The 23,762-nt window shown below is 69.6% G+C and carries 26 protein-coding genes; 20 read left to right on the top strand and 6 right to left on the bottom strand.

Annotated features, from left to right (window positions below; translation table 11 throughout):
* The first annotated feature begins 3 nt into the window (after nt 1–3).
* Nucleotides 4–633 carry an aspartate/glutamate racemase family protein gene (locus FNM00_RS11425; protein WP_143913670.1) on the top strand — a complete coding sequence of 210 codons (630 nt, stop codon included), beginning with the start codon at nt 4–6 and terminating at the stop codon, nt 631–633.
* Nucleotides 630–2,003, top strand: a complete 1,374-nt coding sequence (locus tag FNM00_RS11420; protein ID WP_246065159.1) for an FAD-dependent oxidoreductase — start codon at nt 630–632, stop codon at nt 2,001–2,003. The genes FNM00_RS11425 and FNM00_RS11420 overlap by 4 nt, the downstream gene beginning before the upstream one ends.
* A 10-nt stretch (nt 2,004–2,013) precedes the next feature.
* On the opposite strand, the gene FNM00_RS11415 is transcribed toward FNM00_RS11420, so the two are convergent.
* Nucleotides 2,014–3,114 (bottom strand): serine hydrolase domain-containing protein, encoded by a 1,101-nt coding sequence (locus FNM00_RS11415; protein WP_143913669.1) that lies wholly within the window; start codon nt 3,112–3,114, stop codon nt 2,014–2,016.
* 50 nt (nt 3,115–3,164) lie between these two features.
* Here FNM00_RS11415 and FNM00_RS11410 point away from each other — a divergent pair, with 50 nt between their 5' ends.
* Both FNM00_RS11410 and FNM00_RS11405 read left to right on the top strand, forming a co-directional pair.
* On the top strand, nt 3,165–3,362 hold the full coding sequence (locus tag FNM00_RS11410) for a CopG family transcriptional regulator (protein WP_246065158.1): 198 nt from the start codon (nt 3,165–3,167) through the stop codon (nt 3,360–3,362).
* A complete protein-coding gene (locus tag FNM00_RS11405) occupies nt 3,359–3,724 on the top strand; it encodes a type II toxin-antitoxin system death-on-curing family toxin (protein WP_143913667.1) in 366 nt (121 codons plus the stop codon). The genes FNM00_RS11410 and FNM00_RS11405 overlap by 4 nt, the downstream gene beginning before the upstream one ends.
* Nucleotides 3,725–3,733: 9 nt before the next feature.
* On the opposite strand, the gene FNM00_RS11400 is transcribed toward FNM00_RS11405, so the two are convergent.
* Nucleotides 3,734–5,254: an AMP-binding protein gene (locus FNM00_RS11400; RefSeq protein ID WP_143913666.1), complete on the bottom strand. Its 1,521-nt coding sequence runs from the start codon at nt 5,252–5,254 to the stop codon at nt 3,734–3,736.
* Nucleotides 5,255–5,410: 156 nt separating this feature from the next.
* Between FNM00_RS11400 and FNM00_RS11395 the strand changes: the two genes are divergently transcribed.
* On the top strand, nt 5,411–5,902 hold the full coding sequence (locus FNM00_RS11395; protein ID WP_143913665.1) for an SRPBCC family protein: 492 nt from the start codon (nt 5,411–5,413) through the stop codon (nt 5,900–5,902).
* A 207-nt stretch (nt 5,903–6,109) separates the two neighbouring features.
* Here FNM00_RS11395 and FNM00_RS11390 read toward each other — a convergent pair whose 3' ends face one another.
* The gene (locus FNM00_RS11390; protein ID WP_143913730.1) at nt 6,110–6,685 is read right to left on the bottom strand and encodes a GNAT family N-acetyltransferase; all 576 of its coding nucleotides are present in this window, start codon (nt 6,683–6,685) and stop codon (nt 6,110–6,112) included.
* Between the two features lie 2 nt (nt 6,686–6,687).
* Nucleotides 6,688–7,548: a 3-hydroxybutyryl-CoA dehydrogenase gene (locus FNM00_RS11385; RefSeq protein WP_143913664.1), complete on the bottom strand. Its 861-nt coding sequence runs from the start codon at nt 7,546–7,548 to the stop codon at nt 6,688–6,690.
* 105 nt (nt 7,549–7,653) lie between these two features.
* On the opposite strand from FNM00_RS11385, the gene FNM00_RS11380 reads away from it, so the two are divergent.
* The 10 genes from FNM00_RS11380 (at nt 7,654) to FNM00_RS11340 (ending at nt 16,086) form a co-directional block, all read left to right on the top strand.
* Nucleotides 7,654–8,043, top strand: a complete 390-nt coding sequence (locus FNM00_RS11380; protein ID WP_143913663.1) for a hypothetical protein — start codon at nt 7,654–7,656, stop codon at nt 8,041–8,043.
* Between the two features lie 166 nt (nt 8,044–8,209).
* Nucleotides 8,210–8,395, top strand: coding sequence for a hypothetical protein (locus FNM00_RS19235; protein WP_246065157.1), 186 nt, complete (start codon nt 8,210–8,212; stop codon nt 8,393–8,395).
* Nucleotides 8,396–8,557: 162 nt separating this feature from the next.
* Nucleotides 8,558–8,947, top strand: coding sequence for a dienelactone hydrolase family protein (locus tag FNM00_RS19230; RefSeq protein WP_246065156.1), 390 nt, complete (start codon nt 8,558–8,560; stop codon nt 8,945–8,947).
* Between the two features lie 351 nt (nt 8,948–9,298).
* A complete protein-coding gene (locus FNM00_RS11370; RefSeq protein WP_221933696.1) occupies nt 9,299–10,036 on the top strand; it encodes a GntR family transcriptional regulator in 738 nt (245 codons plus the stop codon).
* Between the two features lie 79 nt (nt 10,037–10,115).
* A complete protein-coding gene (locus FNM00_RS11365; RefSeq protein WP_185973102.1) occupies nt 10,116–10,577 on the top strand; it encodes a PTS sugar transporter subunit IIA in 462 nt (153 codons plus the stop codon).
* A 1-nt stretch (nt 10,578) separates the two neighbouring features.
* The gene (locus FNM00_RS11360) at nt 10,579–10,872 is read left to right on the top strand and encodes a PTS sugar transporter subunit IIB (protein WP_143913660.1); all 294 of its coding nucleotides are present in this window, start codon (nt 10,579–10,581) and stop codon (nt 10,870–10,872) included.
* Between the two features lie 39 nt (nt 10,873–10,911).
* Nucleotides 10,912–12,291 carry a PTS ascorbate transporter subunit IIC gene (locus FNM00_RS11355; protein WP_143913659.1) on the top strand — a complete coding sequence of 460 codons (1,380 nt, stop codon included), beginning with the start codon at nt 10,912–10,914 and terminating at the stop codon, nt 12,289–12,291.
* Nucleotides 12,288–13,097 (top strand): transketolase, encoded by an 810-nt coding sequence (locus FNM00_RS11350; RefSeq protein WP_221933695.1) that lies wholly within the window; start codon nt 12,288–12,290, stop codon nt 13,095–13,097. Before FNM00_RS11355 ends, FNM00_RS11350 begins: the two co-directional genes overlap by 4 nt.
* 5 nt (nt 13,098–13,102) lie before the next feature.
* The gene (locus tag FNM00_RS11345) at nt 13,103–14,083 is read left to right on the top strand and encodes a transketolase family protein (RefSeq protein ID WP_185973101.1); all 981 of its coding nucleotides are present in this window, start codon (nt 13,103–13,105) and stop codon (nt 14,081–14,083) included.
* Nucleotides 14,080–16,086, top strand: coding sequence for a transketolase family protein (locus tag FNM00_RS11340; RefSeq protein ID WP_143913657.1), 2,007 nt, complete (start codon nt 14,080–14,082; stop codon nt 16,084–16,086). Before FNM00_RS11345 ends, FNM00_RS11340 begins: the two co-directional genes overlap by 4 nt.
* Nucleotides 16,087–16,277: 191 nt before the next feature.
* Here FNM00_RS11340 and FNM00_RS11335 read toward each other — a convergent pair whose 3' ends face one another.
* The gene (locus FNM00_RS11335) at nt 16,278–17,639 is read right to left on the bottom strand and encodes an FAD-dependent oxidoreductase (protein WP_143913656.1); all 1,362 of its coding nucleotides are present in this window, start codon (nt 17,637–17,639) and stop codon (nt 16,278–16,280) included.
* 190 nt (nt 17,640–17,829) lie between these two features.
* On the bottom strand, nt 17,830–18,543 hold the full coding sequence (locus FNM00_RS11330; RefSeq protein ID WP_143913655.1) for a VIT1/CCC1 transporter family protein: 714 nt from the start codon (nt 18,541–18,543) through the stop codon (nt 17,830–17,832).
* Between the two features lie 262 nt (nt 18,544–18,805).
* Between FNM00_RS11330 and FNM00_RS11325 the strand changes: the two genes are divergently transcribed.
* The 5 genes from FNM00_RS11325 (at nt 18,806) to FNM00_RS11305 (ending at nt 23,760) form a co-directional block, all read left to right on the top strand.
* The gene (locus FNM00_RS11325; RefSeq protein ID WP_143913654.1) at nt 18,806–19,252 is read left to right on the top strand and encodes an FMN-binding protein; all 447 of its coding nucleotides are present in this window, start codon (nt 18,806–18,808) and stop codon (nt 19,250–19,252) included.
* 3 nt (nt 19,253–19,255) lie between these two features.
* The gene (locus FNM00_RS11320; protein ID WP_143913653.1) at nt 19,256–20,089 is read left to right on the top strand and encodes an FAD:protein FMN transferase; all 834 of its coding nucleotides are present in this window, start codon (nt 19,256–19,258) and stop codon (nt 20,087–20,089) included.
* On the top strand, nt 20,086–21,588 hold the full coding sequence (locus tag FNM00_RS11315; protein ID WP_143913652.1) for an FAD-dependent oxidoreductase: 1,503 nt from the start codon (nt 20,086–20,088) through the stop codon (nt 21,586–21,588). Before FNM00_RS11320 ends, FNM00_RS11315 begins: the two co-directional genes overlap by 4 nt.
* A 215-nt stretch (nt 21,589–21,803) precedes the next feature.
* Nucleotides 21,804–23,060 carry a glycosyltransferase family 4 protein gene (locus tag FNM00_RS11310; RefSeq protein WP_143913651.1) on the top strand — a complete coding sequence of 419 codons (1,257 nt, stop codon included), beginning with the start codon at nt 21,804–21,806 and terminating at the stop codon, nt 23,058–23,060.
* Nucleotides 23,047–23,760: a class I SAM-dependent methyltransferase gene (locus tag FNM00_RS11305; RefSeq protein WP_143913650.1), complete on the top strand. Its 714-nt coding sequence runs from the start codon at nt 23,047–23,049 to the stop codon at nt 23,758–23,760. The genes FNM00_RS11310 and FNM00_RS11305 overlap by 14 nt, the downstream gene beginning before the upstream one ends.
* The last annotated feature ends 2 nt before the right edge of the window (nt 23,761–23,762 follow it).

Below are 23,762 nucleotides of genomic sequence, written 5' to 3'. Positions count from 1 at the left end.
ACGATGATGCGCCTGCTGGCGGTCACACCTATCGATGTGAGCGACGAGGAAGTAGGTCGCCGACAGGCGCGCTACGACCGGCTGTGTCCGCCGGGTCTGTCGATCGAGCTGCGGAATATCGGTACTGCGGCGCCGACGGCTTTGGAGGACGCTGCGGCGATCACGGCGTCCGAGGAGGCGATGATCCGCTACTTCGCCTCGGTCGATCCGGCCGGATTCGACGGATTCCTTCCCGACTGCGTCCTGGATCCGGTGGTCGACCACGCCGATGCCCTGCCGCTGCCGGTCTACGGCATCGGCCGGGCGACCGCGCACTACCTGCGCGGGCTGGGGCTGACCGTGGGCGCGGTGGCGCGCACCGCCGCGATCGCCGCGGAACTGGATCGCCGACTCGGGGTCTACGGCGTCCCGGCCGCGCCGACCGCGGTCATGCACCTGTCGGTCGAGGACATCGCGAAGGACGAGATCTGGGCGGCGGCGGTCGAGAAGACGATGGGCTCCCTGGGAGTCCAGGCGGTCATCAACGCCTGCTCGGCGGTCGATGTGACGACCACCGGCCAGTCGGCCGCGCTGGTCGACCCGACCGCGGTGGCGCTCCGCATGATCGCGATGCTGCCGGAGGTCGCCGCATGACCATGGAGGCCGAAGGCCCTGACCTCGTCGTCGCGGGGGCCGGCGGCGGTCTGGTGGCAGCGCTCCGTGCGGCGGAGCTGGGACTGTCGGTCCTCGTCGTCGAGCGCAACGAGCACTTCGCCGCGGGCAACAACACGTCGATGTCGACGGCCATGATCCCGGGAGTTGGGAGCCGCTGGCAGCGTGAGGAGGGCATCGAGGATTCCGTCGACACGTTCGTCGGCGATGTGCAGGCCAAGACTCGCGGCGAGGCCGATCCGGTCGTCACCCGGGCGTTGGCGGAGGTGAGCGCACCGCTGGTGGAGTGGATGGCCGACAGCCTGCGGGTGCCGCTGACCCTGGTGACCGATTTCCACTACCCGGGTCACTCGGTGCAGCGCTGTCATTCCATCGAGGGACGTGCGGGACGGGCCTTGTTGCAGCACCTGCTGCGGCGGGTGCGCGAGTCCGAGCTGATCGACCTGCTGGTCCCGGCGCGGCTGACCGATGTCGCGGTCGGCCCCGACGGAGTCGAGGCGGTCACGATCGAGGGTCCCGGCGGTTCCGAGCGGATCCCGACACGGGCCGTGGTGCTGGCGACGAATGGATTCGGAGCGGATGCCGGTCTCGTCGGCCGCCACATTCCCGAGATCAGCGAGGCGATCTACCACGGCAGCGAAGGCTCCACGGGTGACGCGCTGCGGATCGGCGAGCGGCTGGGCGCCGCGACGGGATTCCTGGACGCGTATCAAGGCCACGCCGCCTTGGCGATGCCCGCCGCGACCCTCGCGGGCTGGGCCACCGTCATGCACGGAGGCTTCCTCGTCGACCGCACCGGTTGCCGCTTCGGCGACGAGACCACGGGGTATTCGGAGTACGCCGCGCAGGTGCTGGAGAACGCGCAGGACGGCGAGGCGTGGATCGTGCTGGACGAGCGCATCCATGAGGCGTGCCTGGAGTTCCAGGATTACCGCGATGTGGTGTCATCGGGCGGCGTGCGCTGGGCCTCGACCGTCGACGAGCTCGCGGACGCGATCGGCGTCGACCGGCGGGGCCTGGGCGAGACCGTGGAGCAGGCGAGGGCCGGCGGGGACGGCGCGGAGGATCCCTTCGGCCGACGGACCTGGTCCACGCCTCTCACCCCGCCCTTCGGGGCGGTGTTCGTGAAGCCGGCGCTCTTCCACACGCAGGGAGGCTTGCGGGTGGACGCGCAGGCGAGGGTGACGAGGGCCGATGGCACGTCGATCCCCGGCCTCTACGCCGCCGGGGGTGCGGCCGTGGGGATCTCCGGCCACGGAGCGGGCGGCTATCTCGCCGGCAATGGCCTGCTCTCGGCCTTCGGTTTGTCGTATCTCGCCGCGAACGACGCCGCCGCGACCCGTCACCCCTGAGGACCCGTTCTCAGGCGGTGAGCTGCCAGAAGCGTTTGAGGAGCGGCGACATGAACTCGGCGTCGAAGCCCACCTGGGTGAGCAGGATGCCCGCCGTGCGGCGGCGCGGATCGGCGAACAGGGTCGTGCCCGTGCCGCCGGACCAGCCGAAGCGATCGGTCGATCCGTACCGCGGCCGCACGTCGACGCTCACGCCATAGCCCCATCCGGTGCCGGGCTCGAGGAAGAGCTCGCTCATCGCGCGTTGACCCGGTGCACGGTGGTCCTGGCGCATCGCGTCGATCACCCCTCCGGGCAGTCCGGTGTCCTCTCCGAGGAACGCGAGGGCCAGTCGGGTCAGATCAGCGGCGGTCGAGAAGAGGCCGGTCGCTCCGCCGCGGATCGCCGGCGTGATGTTCGCCTCCGGGTCGCCGGCCGGACGCTCGATCGTGGGCGGGTCGCCGGTGAGGAGCGCCGGGAGTCGCGGCAGCGTCCGCTCGTCCAGGGTGTAGGTCGTCTCGCCCATGCCTAGCGGCCCCGTGACGTGCTCGGCGAGCAGCGCATCGAGGTCGGCGCCACCGGTACGCTCCAGCAAGATGCCGAGCGCCGTGTGGGACGAGTCGTAGAGCCACCCCTCGCCGGGCTGATGGATCATCGGCAGTGCTCCGACCTGCTCGAGCCAGGTGGCGGGGTCCATCGCCGGGGCGAAGGCGCTCGGCCCGAGGCCATGATCGGTGATCGCCCGCTGGAGCGGCTGGCTGCCGTCGAAGGCCGGATGCCAGCCGAAGCCCATCCCCATCGTCAGCAGGTCGTGCACCGTGAGAGCCCGGCGGACGGGCACCGTGTCGTCTAGGTCGGAGCCCAGGGCCCGCAGCACCCGTCGTCCGGACAGCTCGGGCAACCAGCGATCGATCCGGTCGTCCAGCGCGAGAACGCCTCGATCGGCCAGGCACAGTGTCAGCATCGCGACGAGCGGCTTGGTGAGCGAGGCGATGCGGAAGACGCTGTCGGGCTCGTGGCCGACGGCGTCCACGGCCGTTCGGCCTTCGCGGATCGTCACCCAGACCGCGCCTGGCAATGTCTGCTCCCTTGCCGTCCGTTCGATCAGCTCGCGGACTCCTTCAGTGCTCATCGCTCGATTCCTCCCATGTGGTATCAGTGCGGTATCATGAGTCTATGGCCATGACTCTTCGATTGACGGACGAGCAGAACCGCGCCCTCATCGAGCTCGCGGACACCCTGGGCGTCAGCAAGCAGGAGGCTGCGGTGCGCGCGATCCTCGAAGCGGCTGAGCGTCGGGGGCACCGAGAGCGGGTCGCGGAGCTGTCGGCTTCGGCGAGAGCTCGCTACGCCGACCTCCTCGATCGCCTCGGTCGATGACGGTCGTCTATCTCACCCTCACCGATCTGCTGGATCTGGCGACCGATCTCGCCGTCGGGCCCGTACGGGACCTCGGGCTCCTGGATTCGGCTGCGTATCGGCCGCGGACGTCTCTCTACGGCGAGGACGCATATGAAGGGGTACATCTCAAAGCTGCCGTGCTGCTGGAGTCGATCGTCAGGAACCACCCGCTCGTCGACGGGAACAAGCGTTTGGGCTGGCTCGCCACTGTCGTCTTCCTCGGCGTCAACGGCTGCGATGTCGATGCTCCGGACGACCCTGCCTACGACATGGTGATCGGGGTTGCAGAGGGACGGGTCGCCGCCGAGGCATCGGCCGACCTCCTTCGGGATTGGTCATGAGACGTCAGGTCAGTTGACCGTGCGGTTGCGACCGGACCAGAACTCCTGGCGCAGCTTGAACTTCTGCAGCTTGCCGGTCGCGGTGCGGGCCAGCTCCTCGCGGAACTCGACGCGTTTCGGCACCTTGTAGCCGGCCAGCCGCTCGCGGGCATGGGCCTTCAGCTCATCATCGGTGACCTCGCCCTCGATCACCACGAGCGCGGTGACGAGCTCGCCCCATTTGTCATCGGGGATGCCGATGACGGCGACCTCACGGACGGCCGGGTGCGAGGCGAGAGCATCCTCGACCTCGATCGACGATACGTTCTCGCCACCGGAGACGATGACGTCCTTCTTGCGGTCGAGGATCGTCACCTGGCCGTCCTCATAGGTGCCACCGTCGCCCGTATGGAACCAGCCGTCCGCGAGCGACTCGGCACTCGCCTCGGGGTTGTCCCAGTACCCCTCGAGCACGGTATTGGAGCGGGCGAGGATCTCGCCGGAGTCGTTCACCATGATCTGCGTGGAGAGGGCGGGGGCCCCGGCACGGCCGAGGAGGCGAGCTTGTTCGGTGGGCTCTTCATCCTCCCACTCCTCGCGCATCCGGCTCATCGTCAGCAGGGGAGCGGTCTCGGTGAGCCCGTAGATCTGGATGAACTCCCACCCGAGCTCCTCGCGGACCCGCTCGATCGTGCGGGTGGGTGGTGGCGCGCCGGCCACGACGCAGCGGACACGGTCTCGTCCGGTCGGGCCGTCCCAGTCCTTCAGCGCATCGAGGACCGCCGAGAGCACCGCCGGCGCGCAGCACAGGAAGGTCACGCCGTGCTGCTCGATCCGCCTCAGGATCTCCGTACCGTCGATCTGGCGGAGCACGATGTGACGCCCGCCCATGCCGGTGACCGCGTAGACCTGGCCCCAGCCGTTGCAGTGGAACATCGGCAGCGTGTGCAGGTAGACATCGCGATCGTTCACGGAGGACTGCCACCCGAAGACGGTGGCATTCGTCCACAGCGCGCGATGGGTCAACTGCACGCCCTTGGGCCGGGCCGTGGTGCCCGAGGTGTAGTTGATCGTGGCCGTCGCGTCCTCGTCGGGCGCCCACGGCTCGGGTTCGGCGGTGCTCGACCAGATCTTCTCGTCGTCCTCGCCCAGCACGAAGATGTGCGGCGCGTCGATCGCCTCGGCCAGGTGCGCGAGGTCGGGGTCGAGCATCACGACCTCGGCACCGCTGTGCTCGACGATGTACTGGACCTCCGCGGGGGCGAGGCGGAAGTTGACCGGCACGAGGATGCGGCCCCACGCCGAGACGCCGAAGAACGAGACGAGCAGGCGGGCGGCGTTGTGGGACACGCAGGCGACCCGGGCGCCCCGCTCGATGCCGAGCTCGTCGAGGGTCGCGGCCTGCGAGCGCGCCAACCGCATCACATCGCGATACGTCAGCTCGCCCCACGAGGGCGCGGTCTGGTTCGGCTCGTCGACGACCGCGACCCGGTCGGGGTAGACCGTGTACGCGCGATCGAGGAAGTCGCGGACACTGAACGGGACCTTCATGAGTGCTCCTTTGGCGACGACGGGTCGTGTGACGGGTCTCACTGCATTGAAGCACTCGTGCGGTAGCACCACATCCGCAGTCGGTTCCGCTCCGTGTCCTGCCCTCGGTGATAGCGTGACCGCGATCTCGCCGATGTCGAGGACGAGGAGCTGACGATGGCCGTGCTCAATGTCCATGAGCGGCGGCTGCCCGTGCCTCCATCGGTCGTCGGTGCCCTTCTCGACACCCTCGCGAGCGAGGACGATCGGCTGTGGCCCGATGAGAGTTGGCCGGCGATGCGGCTCGATCGCGGTCTCGCCCCGGGGGCGGCCGGCGGCCACGGTCCGATCCGGTACGAGGTGGCGCACCATGTTCCCGGTCAGTGGGTCCGGTTCGCCTTCACCGCGCCGGCCAGTTTCGAGGGCTTCCACGAGTTCACCGTCCGGGGCGACACCGGCGGCAGCGTCCTGCGGCACACGCTGGCGATGCGCACCCACGCGATGGCCCGGGTGTCCTGGCCGCTGTTGTTTCGTCCGCTCCACGATGCGCTCATCGAGGACAGTCTCGCCAAGGCGCTCGCCGAGGTCGGCGGCGGAGCGGCGCCGGTCCGTTGGACACCGCTGGTCCGTGGCCTGCGCCGGCTCCTGGCGCGGTTCGCGTCGGGGTAGTGAGTGGTCAACCTCGGTCGCGGGCGGTGGTTGACCACTCACCGCGGTGGGGCTTCGGCCGGGGTCGGTGGGTAGTCAACCGTCGGGGTGGGGGTGCTGGTTGATGGTTCACCGCGATCATGTGGTGACGGATGGCGGTGCGTGGTGAACCATGCGGCGCGGCCGATGGCGGTTGACCACTCACCGCCCGAGGGTCGGGCGGGATCGTCAGCTGTGCCAGGTTCGCCATTCGTCGGCGAGGAGCGCGTAACCGTACACATCGCTCCAGCCGAGCTCGCGGTGCAGGCTGCTGCGCACCTGGTGGGACTCTCGACGCATGCCGAGGCGCTCCATCAGGCGCCAGGACGCGGTGTTGAGGGCGAAGCACTGGGCGTGGACCCGGTGCAGGCCGAGCGACTCGAAACAGATCTCGACCAGTGCAGTGCCCGCCTCCGTGCCGAATCCCCGCCCCTGGCGCTCGGGGTCGATGCTCCAGGCCAGCCAGGCCTGGCGGCGTGTCACCTGCTCGGCGAGGTCGCGCTGACCGGAGGCGTCCTCGACCCCGATCGTGAGGTCGCCGATCACCTCGTCCTGATGCTCGACCGCGAGGGCCGAGGCCAGGTGGTCGTCGTTCAGGAAGTCGCGGGTCAGTTCCTCACGGCTGCCCGGCGCCCGGCCGGTCCAGCGGACGACCTCACCGGACTGCCGATAACGCCACAGGGCGTCGCCGTCGTCGACGGTGAGGGGACGCAACGACAGCCGCGGCGTGCGGACCGGCCAGGCGAGATCGGCCAGGCCGGTCACCGTCACGAGTCGTAGGGATAGAAGCCCTGGCCCGACTTCTTGCCCAGCAGGCCGGCGTCGACCATCCGGTCCAGCAGCGGCGGCGGGGAGTAGAGGGGCTCCTTGAACTCCTCGTACATCGACTCGCCGATCGCCTGGATCGTGTCGAGGCCGATGAGATCGCTCAGCGCCAGGGGTCCCATCGGGTGACCGCAGCCCAGCACCATGCCCTGGTCGATGTCCTCGGCCGAGGCGTATCCCGCCTCGTACATGCGGATCGCCGAGAGCAGATAGGGCACGAGGAGCGAGTTGACGATGAAGCCCGCGCGGTCGGTCGCGTCGATCGGGCGCTTGCCGAGGCTGTCGGTGACGTAGGAGCGCATCCGGTCCAGCGTCGCGGGCGCCGTGGTGAGCGAGGGGATCAGCTCGACGAGCTTCATGACCGGCGCGGGGTTGAAGAAGTGCACGCCCATGACGTGGTTGGCGCGGCCGGAGACGGCTCCGAGCTTGACGATCGGGATCGACGAGGTGTTGGAGGCGAGGATCGCATCGTCGTCGTCGAGGATCGAGCCGACCTTGGTGAAGAGGTCGAGCTTGACCTGCTCGTTCTCGCTGGCGGCCTCGACGACGAGCTGACGGTCCGCGAGAGCTCCCAGGTCGGAGGTCGGATGGATACGGTTCAGGGTCGTGGCCAGGTCGTCGGCGGTGATCTTGCCCCGCTGCTCGGCCTTGCGCAGCGAGCCCTCGATGCGTCCACGGGCAGCGTCGGCCGCCTCGTCGGAGATCTCCACGAGAACGACATCGAGTCCTGCTCGCGCGTTCACCTCGGCGATGCCCGAGCCCATCAGCCCGCCGCCGATGACACCCATACGTTCGATCGTCATGCCACTCCTTAGATGAGGGAATCCTCATGTTCGATTCTACGGCGCGGGATGACCGGCCGGCAGAGGGCCTCGTGATGGGATGGGACGGTGCGACGTGTGAGGGCGATGACGGCTGGTCTGATGGTGGCGGTCGTGCTCGCCGGGTGCAGCGGCGAGGACCCGCAACCCCGGCCCAGTGAGCCCACCGAGAGCGCTGAGTCCGGGCTCGCCGAGGGCGAGCCCGACATGGGAGCGCTGACCAGCTTCACCTGCCAGGCCGACGAGGAGGGTCAGTGGTCGGCGACCGGTGTGATCGCCAACGGCGAGGAGACTTCGGAGAGCTACCAGGTCACGGTGCTCGTCGCGGACAGCGACGCCGGCAACGCGAAGTCGACGCTGCTCGACCAGGTGCAGCCGGGCGAGTCGGCGACCTTCGATATCGCGGAGATACCGCCGAACGGCGAGGAACCGACCTGCCGGGTCACCGTCATCCGGATCGCGACCGGGGCGAGCTGATCACGGTGGTCCGCCGCCGCGGCCGCCGGTAGGCTTTCACCTCCGAACCACACCACGAGGAGGGATACCCATGCACGGATCGACGTGGGCGCTCCTCGTGGAGGTCACGGTCGGACTATAGGCCGTCCGGGAGCGCCGCTCAGACGCACTCCCGAAAGACACGACCATGCACATCGCCTCCGAACGGCGCCTCGACGCCGGCATCATCGAACGGACCTTCTCCCTGGGGGAGATCCCGGGAATCGTCTGGACGCCTCCGGGGGCCTCGGCCTCGGAGCCGGTCCCGCTCATCCTGGTGGGCCATCCCGGTGGGCTGAGGCAGCTGTACCCACGACTGGTGGACCGGGCTTGAGGCTCGGTCGCGGAGGGATTCGCCGCCGCGACGATCGAGCTTCCCGGCAGCGGGGAGCGTCCTGCCTCGGCGCCGACGACCCAGGCACGCGCCGATCTGCGGCAGGCCCTCGCTGAGGGCGAGCGGCCGAGCGAGGAGGTCGTCGATCGCCTGATCCTCCCGTTGGTCGAACAGGCGGTCCCGGAATGGCGGTCCGCCTTGGACGACCTGTTGAACCTGCCCGAGCTCAGGGGACCCGTCGGATTCTCCGGCGGGGTGATCGCCATCGCCACTCGTCTGGCGGTCCTCGAGCCGCGTATCGCGGCCGCGGGCCTGTTCGCCGGGAGCTTCGTGCCCCGTTCCATCATCGAGGAGGCTCGTCGGGTCACCATCCCCCTGCACGTCCTGCTGCAGTGGGACGACGAGGGGAACGACCGACAGGCCGCCCTGGACCTGTTCGATGCCTTCGGCTCCAGGGAGAAGACGCTGTACGCCAATCTGGGCGGACATACGGGCGTCCCCCGGTTCGCGGGAGACGACGCGGCGCGCTTCTTCGCGCGGCACCTGGGCTGAGCGGGGCCGCGGCGTCTCGCGTTCCTGGGCGGTGTCATCGGCGTCGCCGTCGAGGCCGATGGCCACCACGACCGCCGCGTCATCCGTCGGGCTGAGGCTGTCGACGGTCACGGTGCAGGAGAAGGGTACGGATCCGCCGTTGCTGAAGGGCAGCACGGTTTCCGGATCCGCGGTCTCGTCGAGGAGCAGGAACTCGGGGGAGCCCCCTTCGGCTGCGTTACGGTCACCGCTGCCCTCATCGCGAGTTGCATCGCTGATCGAAGGTCACCCCGACTCACCCTTGTGACGGGGGACACGCTGATGCTACCCTCCAGATGTCATGTCGTTATGATGTCTTAGATTGGTATTACATTGGCCATCAAGTACCTGGAGATCCGGGACCACTTGCGCCGACGCATCGAGTCCATGAGCGTCGGTGATCCGCTGCCCCCCGAGCACGTTCTGTGCGAGGAATACGGTGCCAGCCGCATCACCCTGCGCAAGGCGATCGACGGTCTGGTCGACCAGGACCTGCTGGTACGCGAACAGGGACGCGGCACCTTCGTCTCGCAGCCGATGCATCCGCACCGCTACAGCGAGAGCTTCAACCACCGCATCGGCGGCTTCTACAGCGAGATGGCCGAGCGGGGGCACGAGGTCGGCAGCGAGGTCCTGACCCAGCGCGTCATCGCGGCCCCGCCCCGCATCGCCGAGTTGCTGGACCTGCCTCCCGCATCGTCCCTCGTCGAGCTCGTGCGGCTCCGCACCGTCGACGGCGCCCCGAACCACATCGTGCACACCTTCCTGCCGGCTGAGCGGTTCGCGGCGGTCGCCGACAACGACTTCAACACGGGCTCGCTCTATGAGTTCCTGCGGCGCGAGCTCGGCGTCGAGCTCGCCCGGGCCCGGCTCGCGGTCTCGATCGGGGAGGCGGATGCCGACGAGGCCGAGCGGCTCGACGTGCCCGCCGACTCGCCGCTGCTGGTCGTCGAGTCGACCGTCTTCGATCCGGGCGGTGATCCGCTGCTGTTCGGTTTCTCGCGTCTTCGTCCCGATGTCAACCAGGTGGAGTTCGAAGTGGTCTCCCAGAGCGGCAAGGAGCTGTCATGACCGAGCGGAGCGAGGGAACGATGGGGTCCGTCATGGCGGCGCCCGCGTATCGTGTGGTTGTTCTCTGGCGGGTGCCGTCATGACTGAGTTGCTCGATCTCCTCCCCGAGGACGGCATCGTCCTGGGCGCCGCCGCGAAGGACTGGCGAGAGCTCACCGAGACCGTCGGCGAGCTTCTGGTCGATGCCGATGTCGCCGAACCGTCCTACACCGGCGCGATGATCCGCAATGTCGAGACCAACGGCCCCTACCTCGTCATCGCCCCCGGACTGGCGCTGCTCCACGCGCGCCCCGAGGAGGGGGCTCGCGCCCCCGGCCTCGTCCTGGTCACCCCACGGACGCCGATCGAGTTCGGCCACTCCACCAATGACCCCGTCCGGGTCGCCCTCGGCCTGACCGCGGTCGACGCGACCGGCCATCTCGACCTACTCGGCGCCATCGGCGCCATCTTCACCCACCCCGACGCCGTCGATCGGATCGCTGCCGCGCGCACCAGCGGCGAGCTGCGTGACGTCGTCGCCCATCTCACCGAGGAGAACTGACATGAACGAGAAACTGCTGGTCGTCTGCGGCACGGGCATGGGGAGCTCGATGATCCTCAAGATGATGGTCGACCAGGTGGTCGGCGCGCAGAAGCTTCCCTTCGACGTCAGCTCGGACCTCGCCTCGGGCGCGCGCTCCTCCGGGGCCGATGTCATCGTGGCCGGCCTCGATCTGGCCCCCACGCTCACCAATGTGCCGGCGACCGTCATCGGCATCAAGAACATCCTCGACAAGGCCGAGATCGCCTCCGCCCTCGAGGAGTACCTCGCGTCCAAGAACGACGGTGAGGACTGAGCACTCCCACCGCTGCGGGAGTCGTAGAAAGGCAGAAGGATGGACATCCTCAAGGTGATCGTCACCGATATCCTCGGTGACGCGGCGTTCCTGGTCGGCCTGTTCGCGCTGGTCGGCCTGGTATTGCAGAAGAAGGCGTTCCCCGACGTCTTCGCAGGCACGGTCAAGACCATCGTCGGGTTCTTGATCTTCGGTGTCGGTGCGGCGGCCGCGGTGGCCACGCTCGGCAACTTCCAGACCCTCTTCTCCGAGGGCTTCGGCATCGACGGCGTGTTGCCGATCTCCGAGGGCGTCACCGCCCTCGCGCTGACCAGCTTCGGCACACAGACCGCGATCATCATGGTGATCGGCCTGCTGGCCAACCTGCTGGTCGCCCGTCTCACCCCGATGAAGTACGTCTTCCTCACGGGTCAGCACAATCTCTTCTTCTCCGCGATCCTGGCGATCGTGTTGTCCGCCTCGGGTGCATCCGATCTGGTCACCGTCGTGGTGGGCGGTCTGCTGCTCGGCTTCTTCGCCGCCTTCTTCCCGTGGCTCTGCCGCAATGCGATGCCGAAGGTGACCGGGACCGACGACATCGGCATCGGCCACTACGTCACGATCGGCTACGCCTTCAGCTCCTGGCTCGGCGGCAAGGTCGGCGACCCGGCCAAGAGCACCGAGAACATCAAGCTGCCCAAGAGCCTCGGCTTCTTCCGCGACTACGTGGCCTCGATCGCGCTGACCATGGTGGTGTTCTTCTACATCGCGACCGTCGCGGCCGGCAAGGGCGTGACCGATGAGCTGGCCGGCGGCACCAACTGGCTGGTCTTCCCGCTCATCCAGGCGCTCACCTTCGCGGCCGCCGTCTACATCATCATCACCGGTGTGCGGATGTTCCTCGGCGAGATCGTCCCGGCCTTCCTCGGCATCTCCGAGAAGGTCGTCCCCGGGGTCCGCCCGGCACTCGACTGCCCGGCGGTCTTCCCCTATGCCCCGACCGCCGTCATCGTGGGCTTCCTCACGTCGTACGCGGCCGGCCTGGTCATGATGGGCCTCTACATCGGCCTCGGCTGGACCGTCATCATCCCCGTCGCCATCCCGTACTTCTTCATCGGCGGCACGGCAGCGGTCTTCGGCAACGCCACCGGCGGCTGGAAGGGCGCTGTGACGGGCTCGGCGATCGTCGGCGTGCTCATCTCGCTCGGCCCGCAGCTGATCTACCCGATCATGGACAGCGTCGGCCTGCAGGGCTCGTCCTTCCCCGAGACCGACTTCACCGCCGTGGGCTGGCCGCTCTACCAGGTCCTGCAGCTCGGCACCGGCGTCGGCATCGCCATCACGTTCGCGGTCGTCGCCGCGATCGCGGCGGTCGTCTTCGGCATCGACCGTCGTGAGAAGTCGCGTCGCGCGGTGGCCACCGAGGGGGCCGAGCAGTGACAGTACTGAGCAGCGAGGCCTCCGCGCGACTACCCGCGCTGCGTGGCCGCATCCTGCGAATGATCCACGACGCGCAGGCCGGGCACCCGGGGGGCTCGCTGTCGGTCATCGACCTGCTCGCCGTCATCATGCTCGACAAGGGTCGCTTCACCGGCGATCCGGACCTCCGCGACTGGCTGGTGCTCGCCAAGGGCCACGCGGTTCCGGCCCTCTACGCCATGCTCGTCGAGCTGGGCGATCTGGACGAGTCCGAGCTGGCCAGCTATCGGCACCTGGGTTCGCGTCTGCAGGGACACCCGGATCGTCGCAAGACCCCCGGTGTCCAGGTATCGACCGGGCACCTGGGGCAGGGCCTCTCCGTCGCCCTCGGCATCGCCATGGGTGAACGCCGACGCGACTCGGGACTTCACGTCTGGGCCGTGGCCGGCGAAGGCGATCTGCACGAGGGCCAGTCGTGGGAGGCGCTCATGGCCGCCGCACACCACGGCATCGGCGATCTGACCGTGGTGGTCGACGCCAACGGCCTCACCCAGCACGGCCCGGTCGGCCGGATCATGGGGCTGGAGCCGCTGGCCGCGAAGCTCGAGAGCTTCGGGTGGGCGACGGTCGAGGCCGACGGCCACGATCCGATCGCCTTCGGCGCGGCGCTCGACGAGGTGCGCGCCGACCCGCGACCCGGCGCGGTCGTCGCGCGCACGGTCAAGGGACACGGCGTCTCCTTCATGGAGAACGTCCGCGAATGGCACTCGCGCGGCCTCGACGACGACGAACTGCGCCGGGCACTCGACGAGATCGGCGAAGGGTAGGCGACATGGCGGCGAAGACCGATGTATACGGAGACCTGCGGGCTCCACGCGAGATGATCGGATCGACCCTGGTCGAGCTCATCGAGGCGGGTGAGGACGTCGTCGTCCTCGATGGCGATCTCGGCCTGTCGACCCGTTTGGGCCCCGTCGAGGACGCGCATCCGGACCGCCTCGTGCAGCTCGGCGTGGCTGAGCAGAATGCGATGGGGGTCGCCACCGGACTCTCGTACACGGGCGTCCGGCCGGTGTTCGTGTCGATGGCGATGTTCGCGCTCGCACTGCCCTGGACCCAGCTGCGACAAGCGGCCTATGCCGGTGCGCCGGTGGTCGTGATCGGCACACACCCGGGCGTCGACATGGGGCCGGACGGCGGCACCCACCAGTGCCTGGAGGATCTCGCGCTGGCGCGCGCGATCCCCGAGCTCCTCGTCCTGACCCCCGCCGACTCGGCCCAGACCGCGAACGCGATCGCCTGGGCGGTGCGTCAGCGCGAGCACCCGGTCTACATCCGGGTGGGCCGGCACCCTGTCGCGCAGCTCTACGACCCCGACGCCGAGTTCGCTCCGGGCGGACACGAGGTGATCGCCGACCATGGTGGCCGGGCGCTGATCGTGACGGAGGGATCGACCGCGTCGCTCGGTCGCGATGCCGCCGACGCCCTGGCCGGCCGTGGGATCGGCGCGCGCGTCGTCCACCTCCCGTCGCTCAAGCCGCTCGACGCGGACGGGATCCGTGCGGCGGCGTCCGGCTGCGAGCTCGTCGTCACCGTCGAGAACCACAGCGTCATCGGGGGGCTCGGGGACGCCGTCTGCGGCGTCGTCGGCCCCCAGGGTGCTCACGTCGAGCGCATCGGCACCCCCGATGTGTTCGGCATGTCCGCCACCGGCGACGAGATGCGTGAGGCCTTCGGCCTGACGCCCGACGCCGTCGCCGCGCGCATCGCCGCGTGGCTGTCCACACCACCCCTCGGAGGAACCGCTCGATGACCATCACGTCCACGACCTCGCCGCTGCTCGACACGGAGGTCGTCACGACCGCGCGCGGCCTGAGCATCGACGCCGTCGAACGGGCCGGCTCCGGCCACCCGGGCACCGCGCTGGCGCTCACCCCGGTGGCGCAGCTGCTGTACGGACGGCACCTACGCCACGACCCGGCCGACCCGCAGTGGGCCGGACGGGACCGCTTCGTGTTGTCCTGCGGACACGCGAGCATCCTGCAGTACGTGCAGCTGTACCTGAGCGGTTACGACCTGACCCTCGACGACCTGCGCAGCTTCCGCAGGATCGGCAGCCGGACGGCCGGGCATCCCGAGTACGGGCATACGGTGGGCGTCGAGATGACCACCGGGCCGCTCGGACAGGGTCTCGCCTCCTCCGTCGGGATGGCCATGGGCTTCGCCCGGCAGCGGGCCCTCTTCGACCCGGAGGCGCCGGCGGGAGAGTCTCCCTTCGATCGTGCCGTCTGGGTGCTGTGCAGTGACGGTGATCTGCAGGAGGGCATCTCCTATGAGGCCGGAGCGCTCGCCGGACGCCATGAGCTGGGCGCGCTGAACGTCGTCTTCGACGACAACCGCATCCAGATCGAGGGCGAGACCTCGCTGACCACCGGTGAGGACATCGCCGCGCGCTTCGAGGCCCAGGGCTGGCACGTCCAGCACGTCGGCCTCGCCGAGGACGGCGATATCGACGTCGCCGCGCTGGACGCGGCCATGACCGCGGCGCGCGATGAGACGGCGCGGCCCTCCATCATCGTGTTGCGATCGCAGATCGCCTGGCCGGCGCCGAACGCCATCAACACGCCCGGAGCCCATGGCTCACCCCTCGGAGGCGACGAGGCCGCCGCTACCAAGACCGCCCTCGGCCTCGATCCCGCGGCCACCTTCGTGGTGAGCGACGAGGTCCGCGCGCGGGCCGACCGCCGCGAGGAGGGGGCGCGGATGCATCGCGCCTGGGACGAGCTCGACGCGCGCTGGCGTGAGCGTGAGCCCGAGCGGGCGGGTGAGTGGGACCGGGTTGTCGGCGCCCCGGGGACCGTCGAGCTGCCGGCCTTCGAGGCCGGGACGTCCGTGGCGACGCGTTCCGCGTCCGGTGCCTGCCTCGCCGCCCTGGCCCCGCAACTGCCGCAGCTGTGGGGTGGCTCGGCCGATCTCGGCGACAGCAACAAGACCACGATCCCCGGCGAGGCGTCGTTCCTCCCCGAGAGCCGTGACGGCCGCATCGTGCACTTCGGCGTCCGCGAGCACGCGATGGCCGCGATCGCGAACGGCATCGCCCTCGCGGGCGGCTCGCTGCCCTATGTCGGCACCTTTTTGGTGTTCAGCGACTACATGCGCGGCGCGATCCGCCTGGCGGCGCTCATGGGGTTGCCGGTGACCTATGTCTGGACCCACGACTCCGTCGCCCTCGGGGCTGACGGGCCGACCCATCAGCCGATCGAGCACCTCGCGTCCTTGCGGGCGATGCCGGGGCTCGATGTCGTGCGCCCGGCCGATGCCAAGGAGACCGCGGTCGCCTGGCGCCTGGCCGCCGAGCGCCGGACGAGGCCGATGGGCCTGGTCCTGGCGCGTCAGAACGTGCCGGTGCTGGACGCCGACGATGTCGTGGTGGAGGCCGGGGTCCGCGCCGGTGCCTACGCCGTCCTCGAGCCGGAGGCCGAGCCCGAGGTGGTCGTCGTGGCGACCGGCAGCGAGGTGGCGCTCGCGGTGGAGGCGGCCCGCTCGATCGCGGACGAGATCGCCGTGCGCGTGGTGTCGATGCCGTGCCGGGAGTGGTTCCTGGCGCGTCCGGCCGCCGAGCGCGATGCCCTCCTCCCTCCGGGCATCCGCGCGGTGGTCGTGGAGGCGGCGTCGTCCTTCGGCTGGGCCGAGGTGGTGGGCCGCGGCGCCGGATTCGTCACGGTGGACCGCTTCGGCGCCTCCGGCGATGCCGAGGATGTGCAGGCCGAGGTCGGGCTGACCGTCGCGAACGTGGTCGCTGCCCTCCGCGGCTGACGCGTCCCCGCCTCGGTCCCGGCGCTCACCTCGGTGGCGGTAGGCCATCAACCCTTCCCATTCGTCGGCGGTAGGTCATCAACCGAATCGAGCCTCGATAACGTTGATGGTCTACCGCCGACGGCGCGGGGACAGGACACAGAACGGCCCACCTCCCGGAGGGGAGGCGGGCCGTTGCGTGTGCGCGACGGTCAGGCGCGGGCGATGCGGACCATGTCCTCGCGGGGCACGACCTTGACGCGCTCGCGCTCGGTCTCGTGCGCCTCGCCGAGTCCGAGCTCGTGGGCGTCGAGCTTCTCCCAGCCCTCCCACGTCGTGTACTCCAGACCGCGCGAGTCGAGGTAGCGGTCGAAGGCCTCGGGCTCGGCGTGCTCGGGAGCCTCGAGGGCGTCGATATCGTCGACCAGCATGCCGATGGTCTGCGCCGCATCGGACTTGGTGTGTCCGATGAGGCCCACCGGCCCGCGCTTGATCCACCCGGTGACGTAGACCCCGGGGATCGGGGAGCCGTCGAGGTCGATGGCGTGGCCGCCGTCATTGGGTACCACGCCGGCCGCCGCGTCGAAGGGCAGGCCCGCGAGCACATCGGAGTAGTACCCGATCGCCCGGTAGACCGCCTGGATCGGCCAGTCCTTGAACTCGCCCGTGCCGCGGACATTGCCGGTGCCGTCGAGTTCGGTGATCTCGGTGCGCAGACCCACGACCTTGCCATCCTCGCCGAGCACCTCGACGGGGCTCTGGCAGAAGTGAATGTGGATGCGGTGCGGCGCCCCGCTGGGCTCGGTGGCCAGGTACTTGGTCAGCACGTCGACGACGAGTTTCTGGCTCTTGGCGGCCTTGAGCGCCTCCATCGAGCCCTCGTCGAACTCGAAGCCCTCCGGGTGCACGATGACATCGATATTCGGGCTGTGGCTCAGCTCGCGCAGCTCCATCGGCGTGAACTTGACCTGCGCCGGGCCGCGCCGCGCGAACACGTGGACATCGGTGGTGGCGTTCTTCTTCAGGCCCTCGTAGACGTTCTCGGGGATCTCGGTGACGAGCAGCTCCTCGGCCGTCTTGGCCAGGATGCGGCTGACGTCGAGGCCGACATTGCCGACGCCGAGCACCGCGACCTCCTTGGCGTGCGGCTGGAAGTCCCAGTCGCGCGCCACATCGGGGTGGCCGTCGTACCAGTAGACGAAGTCCGCGGCACCGTAGGAGCCGTCGAGGTCGATGCCGGGGATGTCGAGCTCGCGGTCGCGGCGGGCGCCGGTCGCGAAGACGACGGCGTCGTAGAACTGCCGCAGATCCTCCAGCTTGATGTCGTCGCCGAAGGCCACATTGCCGAAGAAGCGGATATCGGGATTGGCCATGACGCGCTTGAGCGCCTTGACGATTTCCTTGATCCGCGGGTGGTCCGGCGCGACGCCGTAGCGGATCAGGCCGAAGGGGGTGGGATCGCGGTCGATGAGGTCCACCGTCGCGTCGACGTCCTCGTTCTTGGTGAGGATGTCGGCGGCGTAGACGCCGGCCGGACCGGCGCCGACGACGGCGACCCGCAACTTCCTGCTCATGTCACTCCTGGAATACACGACAAAACTGCCCAGTGGGCCTTAGGCCAGCCTAACGCGGTGACCACAACCTCCAGAACCTGTCCGCGATGTGAAATCCGTCGCCGCCGTTCGCCGTTCCCCACCGAGTGACCGCCTCCCCGTCCTCGTTGAGTGTGGGAGGTGCCCCCACGCTCAACGGGTTTCCGGGAGCTCAGCCGACGGTGGTGCCCAGGAGGTTGCCGATCAGCGACGTGGCCGTCAGCGCGAGCGCACCGCCGATGACCAGTCGCAGCGCGGCTCGCGCACGCGGTGCCCCGCCGATCGTCGCGCTGGTGACTCCCGTCAGCGCGAGGGCGATCAGCACGGCGATGAAAGTCGCCGGGACGCGCCAGGGCTCGGGCGGCAGCACGATGGCCGCCATCGGCAGCGCCGCGCCGAGGGTGAAGGCGATCGCCGAGGAGATCGCCGCGTGCCAGGGGTTGACCAGGTCGTCGGCGTCGATGCCGAGCTCCACGGCCAGATGCGCCTCGAGCGCATCGTGCTCCGTCAGCTCGCGGGCGACCTGCGCGGCGGTCTGGGGCTGCAAGCCTCGGCGGGACAGGAGCTCGGTCAGCTCGTCGAGCTCCTCGTCGGGGAAGTCGGCCAGCTCCGATGTCTCCTTGACGATCATGGCGCGCTCGCTGTCGCGCTGACTGCTGACGGAGACGTACTCGCCGAGGGCCATCGACAGGGCACCGCCGACGACGGCCGCGGTTCCCGCCGTGACGATCGCCCCCGTGCCGGTGGTGGCGCTCGCCACGCCGACCACCACGGCAGCCACGGAGACGATGCCGTCGTTGGCGCCGAGGACTCCCGCCCTCAGCCAGTTGAGTCGCTGTGCGCGTCGGCCGGAGTCGTGGGGCTCGCCCGGGTGCGTCGCGCTCATGCCGAAAGCCTAGACGGAGGATGTGCTGTCGAGGTCGCTATAGCAACCTCGACAGCACATCCTCCGTGAGCAGCGGGCCCGAGGGACGTCGCCGGTGGATACGCACCGCTCGCCGACCTCGAGGGGTGCGTAGGTCACCGCCCCTCCGATGCTGCCGCGCCGTCGGTCCTCACAGCGAAAGCTCAGCAGATCACCAGCGGCGTCTTGAGGGGCCTGCCTACCGTTCTGATTGACGACGCAATCAGTCTCACGAGGAGTCACCATGCGCCGCACCGCCCGAACAGCCGTCCTCACCGCGGCGGCATCCGCTGCCCTCTTCACCGCCGCCTGCGGCTCCGAAGCGGAGCGCGTCGAGCCCACCACGGCCCCCTCGTCACCCGCCGACAGCGCCGATGGCGCCGAGTCCGGCAGCTTCACCCCGGGCGACTACGAGGCCACCGGCAGCTATCAGACCCCGGGCGGTACGCAGTCGGTCGACGTGGACCTGACCCTCGAGGCCGATGGCACCATCACGGACCTCGATGTCGACGGCAACGCCGAGGGCGGCAACTCCGAGCAGTTCCAGGGCAAGTTCGAGAGCGGCATCGACGCCGAGGTCGTGGGCAAGAAGATCACCGAGCTCGACGTCTCCAAGGTCTCCGGGTCATCGCTCACCAGCGGCGGCTTCAACGACGCGATCGCGCAGATCACCGACGACGCCCGGGCCTGACCGGTGCACACCTGGGCCTTCGACGCGATCGGCACCCGGTGGCGGGTCGACGCGGCTGCCGATATCGATCGAGCCGCGGTATCGGCCCTCGTCGACGACTTCGACCGCACCTGGTCGCGATTTCGCGAGGACTCCCAGGCGGCCAGGCTCCGTTCGGACGGTCGCGCCGACCTGGGGGAGCACGCACCCGCCATCCTCGACCTCTACGACCGGCTCTACGCGCTCACCGAGGGGGCGGTCAGTCCTGCGGTCGGCGCGAGCCTGGAGCGGCTCGGCTACGACGCCGACTACACGCTGACGGCGAGCGGTGAGGCGATTCCCGCGTTCCGCTGGCCGGAGGCGAGTCGCGACGGATCGACGGTGGAGACCGGACAGCCGGTCGTCCTCGATATCGGCGCCGTCGGCAAGGGGTATCTGGCCGATCTCGTCGCCGATCTCATCGGAGCGCCCGTGACGGTCGACGCGAGCGGTGACATCGTGCACCGCGGCCCGGGTCCGTTGCGCGTAGCGATGGAGCACCCGGCCGACCCGTCCCGAGCCGTCGGCATCATCGAGCTGCCGCCGGGGCACGGGGTCGCCGCCTCGGCCACCAATCGTCGAGCCTGGGGCGAGGATCTGCACCATGTCCTCGACGCCCGCACCGGCCGGCCCGAGTCCGGGATCGTCGCCACCTGGGCGGTTGCGCCCTCCGCAGCGCTGGCCGACGGCCTCGCGACCGCTCTCTTCTTCGCGGCTCCCGAACGCGTCGTCGAGGAGTTCCCGGGCGTGGGGTGCGCGGTGATCGACCGATCCCAGCGCATCCGTGCCGCCGGACTGCCCGGGGAGATCTTTCGATGACCGCACTCGAACGCCTGCTCGGCCGCTTCACGATGTACCGATTGATGATCGGCGTCCTGGGCATCCTCGCCGCCTGGGCTCTGGTCGCGGCGGCCGCCGGCTGGCTCGACCCGGGGATCTTCGGCCTGTCGGCGATGCTGCTGACCCTCGTCGTGCTCGTCGCGTCCTCGGTGGTCGCCAATGAGGCGATCGGCCGCCTGGCCGGTGCCGCGCCGCACGCCGACTCCGCGATCATCACGGCCTTGCTGCTGTGGTTCCTGTACTGGCCCAGCACTGAGCCGGCCACGCTCGGGTGGCTCGCGCTGATCGCGGTACTGGCACAGGCCTCGAAGTACCTCATCGCGGTGCGTCGCCGACACGTCGTCAACCCGGCCGCCGCGGGCGTGGTGCTGGCGATGCTGCTCGCCTGGGCGACCGGGATCGGCACCATCCCCTATACGACGTGGTGGGCCGCGAGCGAGATCCTGCTGCCCGTCGCCGTCGTCGGCGCGCTGCTGGTGCTCTATCGCACCGGCCGGCTGGACATCGGTCTGATCTTCGTGCTCGTGGCCGCGCCGTTGACGGTGTGGGGCCTGACGGCCTTCGGCACGGATCTCGGTACCGCGGTACGGCAGGCGTTCTCGGCTTACCCGCTGGTCTTCTTCGCCGGTTTCATGCTGAGCGAGCCGCTGACGCTGCCGCCTCGTCGCGCGCAGCAGTGGGCGATGGCAGCGGTGGCCGGTGTCGTCTTCTCCTATCCGATGTGGTCCTTCGCCGCCTTCGGGTCGACCATCTCCGTCGGCCCTTTCGAGAGCACCTACGAGCTGACCCTCGTGGTGACCGGGCTGGCGGCCTTCGCGCTCGGTCAACGCGGCCGCGTCGGCCTCACCCTGCGTGAGCGCCGTCCTCTCGGCAGCGGCGTCTACGAGTATCGCTTCGATGCCGACCGGCCCGTGCGTTTCACCCCGGGCCAGTACCTGGAGCTGCATGTGCCGCACGGTCGCGCGGACTCGCGCGGAGCGCGGAGGGCGTTGAGCATTGCCTCGCCCCCAGGGCCCGAGGTCTGCGTCGCGATACGAGAACCGGAGGACGCCTCGAGTTTCAAGAAGACCTTGGCGGCGCTGCCGGCGGGGACGCGCCTCGCCGCCACCGGGGTGAGCGGCGACTTCCTGCTGCCTCGCGATCCGGGCGAGGGAGTGTTGCTGATCGCCAGTGGCATCGGGGTCACGCCGTTCATGAGTCAGCTACGGGCCGACGGATCGGAACGCGATATGCGGCTGGTCCATCACGTGCGTGCGGGTGAGGTGCAGCCCTATGCCGAGGAGATCGCCGCGCTGGGTCTGGAGTCGCACGTGGTCAGCGGGGACCTGCCGGGATGGGACGAGCTGGTCGCCCTGGTGCCCGATCTCGCGGAGCGGGTCGTCTACGTCTCGGGATCACCGGCCTCCGTCGACGCGGTGCGTCGGGAACTGCGCGGACGGGTACGCCGTATCCGCACCGACCGCTTCCTCGGCTACTGATCCCGCCGATTGGGGCGGTGAGTAGGCGTCCATTCGTGAGGGCGGCCCGGTGAGTAGGCGTCCATCGCTCCTCTATGGATGGACGCTGATCCACCGTCCCACGCCGCCGATGGACGCTCACGCACCGCCCCGGCCGGGGAGGTGCGGCTCGACCGTGACAGTGGACCTGTCACTATGGGTTACCGTTCGGTACGCGAGGTGTGAGGAGGGACCACATGCGGATCGCTCTGCTGTCCTACCGCACCAAGACCCACAGCGGCGGCCAGGGCGTCTACGTCCGCCACCTCAGCTGGGGGCTCGCCGAGCTCGGCCACGAGGTCACGGTCTTCTCCGGGCAGCCCTATCCCGAACAGCTCGATCCGCGGGTCCGGCTCGAGAAGGTGCCGAGCCTCGACCTCTACCGCGAGGACGACCCCTTCCGCACACCCCACCCCCGGGAGTTCCGCGACTGGATCGACGGGCTCGAATACGCGCAGATGATCACCGCGGCCTTCCCCGAGCCCCTGACGTTCAGCCTGCGGATCCGCCGCCTCTTCGGCCCCCGTGCCGCCGACTTCGACATCGTCCACGACAACCAGAGCCTCGGCTACGGGCTGCTGTCGCTGGTGCGCCGCGGGGTCCCGCTGGTCACCACGATCCATCACCCCATCAGCAAGGATCGACGACTGGACATCGCGGCCGCGCCCCTGCGCAAGCAGATCACGACCCGTCGCTGGTACCGCTTCGTGCGGATGCAGGCGCGTGTGGCCCGCCGCCTGCCGTCGATCCTCGGCGTCTCGAGTATCTCCGCCGCGGACACCGCCCACGACTTCGGCATCGACCCGGATCGCATGACGGTCATCCCGCTGGGCGTCGACACCGATCTCTTCGCGCCGCGCGGAGCCCGCATCCCCGGCCGTGTCGTCGCGGTCGCGAGCGCGGACAAGCCGCTGAAGGGCGTGCCGCACCTGCTCGACGCGATCGCCAAGCTGCGCACCGAGCACGAGCACGTGACCCTGCATCTGGTCTCCCCGGTCGAGCGCTCCACCGTCGCGCGGCTGCGTGAGTTGGGGATCGAGCACGCCGTGACCATACACAGCGGCATCTCCGACGAGCAGCTCGCCGAGCTCATGGCCTCAGCCGAGGTCATGGCGGTGCCGTCGTTGTACGAGGGGTTCTCCCTGCCGACGGTCGAGGCGATGTCCTGCGGCACTCCGGTGGTCGCCAGCCGAGCTGGCGCGCTGCCCGAGGTGGTCGGCGACGCCGGCGTGCTCGTCGAGCCCGGCGATGTCGAGGCGCTCGTCGAGCAGATCGGTGCCCTGTTCGACTCTCCCGAGCGTCGCGCGCACTACTCGCGCGCCGGGCGCGAGCGGGCTGTGGAGCGTTTCAGCTGGGTGTCGGTGGCTCGTGCCACCGTAGAGGCCTACGAGCGCGAGATCGCGCGGGTCGAGAGACTGTCCGATACAGAGGTGGAGACCGATGCTGACCGTTGACTTCGATCGCCTGCGCGTCGGGCGCGGCACCCGTTTCATCGATGCGGGCGCCGGTGCCGGTCGGCACTCCTTCGAGGCGCTGCGCCGGGGTGCGCGGGTCACGGCCCTCGACCTCGACGAGGTCGAGCTCAAGGGCGTGCAGGACATGTTCGAGGCTATGGCCGCCGAGGGCGAGGTCCCCGCGGGCGGCACCGGCGAGACCGTCGTGGCCTCCATCCTGGACCTGCCGTACGACGATGCCTCGTTCGACACCGTCCTCGCCTCGGAGATCCTCGAGCATGTCCCGGAGGACGTCCAGGCGATCAGCGAGCTCGTCCGCATCCTCGCCCCCGGCGGCACGCTCGCGGTCACCGTCCCGCGGTGGCTGCCCGAGCGGGTCTGCTGGGCGCTGTCGGACGAGTATCACGCCAACGAGGGCGGCCACATCCGGATCTACAAGGCCGACGAGCTGCGTGCCAAGCTCGAGGCTGCGGGTCTCGTCTTCACTCACCAGCACCACGCGCACGCGCTGCACTCGCCGTTCTGGTGGATCAAGTGCGCCGTCGGGGTTCAGCGCGATCAGCACCCCCTCGTGCGCGGTTACCACCAGCTGCTGGTGTGGGACATGATGAAGGCTCCGGCCGCCACTCGGATCGCGGAGAAGGTGCTGAACCCGCTCATCGGCAAGAGCGTCGCCCTCTACTTCACCAAGCCGCTGTGACG

The organism is Aeromicrobium piscarium (genome assembly GCF_007421815.1).
Taxonomy (GTDB): Bacteria; Actinomycetota; Actinomycetes; order Propionibacteriales; family Nocardioidaceae; genus Aeromicrobium; species Aeromicrobium piscarium.
This window is presented reverse-complemented; position numbering and strand designations above follow the sequence as displayed.

Bases quoted from the DNA above. Each gene is read 5' to 3' on its own strand.
- FNM00_RS11425 (WP_143913670.1), top strand. From the start codon at position 4: ATGATGCGCCTGCTGGCGGTCACACCTATCGATGTGAGCGACGAGGAA.
- FNM00_RS11420 (WP_246065159.1), top strand. From the start codon at position 630: ATGACCATGGAGGCCGAAGGCCCTGACCTCGTCGTCGCGGGGGCCGGC.
- FNM00_RS11415 (WP_143913669.1), bottom strand. From the start codon at position 3,114: ATGAGCACTGAAGGAGTCCGCGAGCTGATCGAACGGACGGCAAGGGAG.
- FNM00_RS11410 (WP_246065158.1), top strand. From the start codon at position 3,165: ATGACTCTTCGATTGACGGACGAGCAGAACCGCGCCCTCATCGAGCTC.
- FNM00_RS11405 (WP_143913667.1), top strand. From the start codon at position 3,359: ATGACGGTCGTCTATCTCACCCTCACCGATCTGCTGGATCTGGCGACC.
- FNM00_RS11400 (WP_143913666.1), bottom strand. From the start codon at position 5,254: ATGAAGGTCCCGTTCAGTGTCCGCGACTTCCTCGATCGCGCGTACACG.
- FNM00_RS11395 (WP_143913665.1), top strand. From the start codon at position 5,411: ATGGCCGTGCTCAATGTCCATGAGCGGCGGCTGCCCGTGCCTCCATCG.
- FNM00_RS11385 (WP_143913664.1), bottom strand. From the start codon at position 7,548: ATGACGATCGAACGTATGGGTGTCATCGGCGGCGGGCTGATGGGCTCG.
- FNM00_RS11380 (WP_143913663.1), top strand. From the start codon at position 7,654: ATGACGGCTGGTCTGATGGTGGCGGTCGTGCTCGCCGGGTGCAGCGGC.
- FNM00_RS19235 (WP_246065157.1), top strand. From the start codon at position 8,210: ATGCACATCGCCTCCGAACGGCGCCTCGACGCCGGCATCATCGAACGG.
- FNM00_RS11365 (WP_185973102.1), top strand. From the start codon at position 10,116: ATGACTGAGTTGCTCGATCTCCTCCCCGAGGACGGCATCGTCCTGGGC.
- FNM00_RS11360 (WP_143913660.1), top strand. From the start codon at position 10,579: ATGAACGAGAAACTGCTGGTCGTCTGCGGCACGGGCATGGGGAGCTCG.
- FNM00_RS11355 (WP_143913659.1), top strand. From the start codon at position 10,912: ATGGACATCCTCAAGGTGATCGTCACCGATATCCTCGGTGACGCGGCG.
- FNM00_RS11345 (WP_185973101.1), top strand. From the start codon at position 13,103: ATGGCGGCGAAGACCGATGTATACGGAGACCTGCGGGCTCCACGCGAG.
- FNM00_RS11340 (WP_143913657.1), top strand. From the start codon at position 14,080: ATGACCATCACGTCCACGACCTCGCCGCTGCTCGACACGGAGGTCGTC.
- FNM00_RS11335 (WP_143913656.1), bottom strand. From the start codon at position 17,639: ATGAGCAGGAAGTTGCGGGTCGCCGTCGTCGGCGCCGGTCCGGCCGGC.
- FNM00_RS11330 (WP_143913655.1), bottom strand. From the start codon at position 18,543: ATGAGCGCGACGCACCCGGGCGAGCCCCACGACTCCGGCCGACGCGCA.
- FNM00_RS11325 (WP_143913654.1), top strand. From the start codon at position 18,806: ATGCGCCGCACCGCCCGAACAGCCGTCCTCACCGCGGCGGCATCCGCT.
- FNM00_RS11315 (WP_143913652.1), top strand. From the start codon at position 20,086: ATGACCGCACTCGAACGCCTGCTCGGCCGCTTCACGATGTACCGATTG.
- FNM00_RS11310 (WP_143913651.1), top strand. From the start codon at position 21,804: ATGCGGATCGCTCTGCTGTCCTACCGCACCAAGACCCACAGCGGCGGC.
- FNM00_RS11305 (WP_143913650.1), top strand. From the start codon at position 23,047: ATGCTGACCGTTGACTTCGATCGCCTGCGCGTCGGGCGCGGCACCCGT.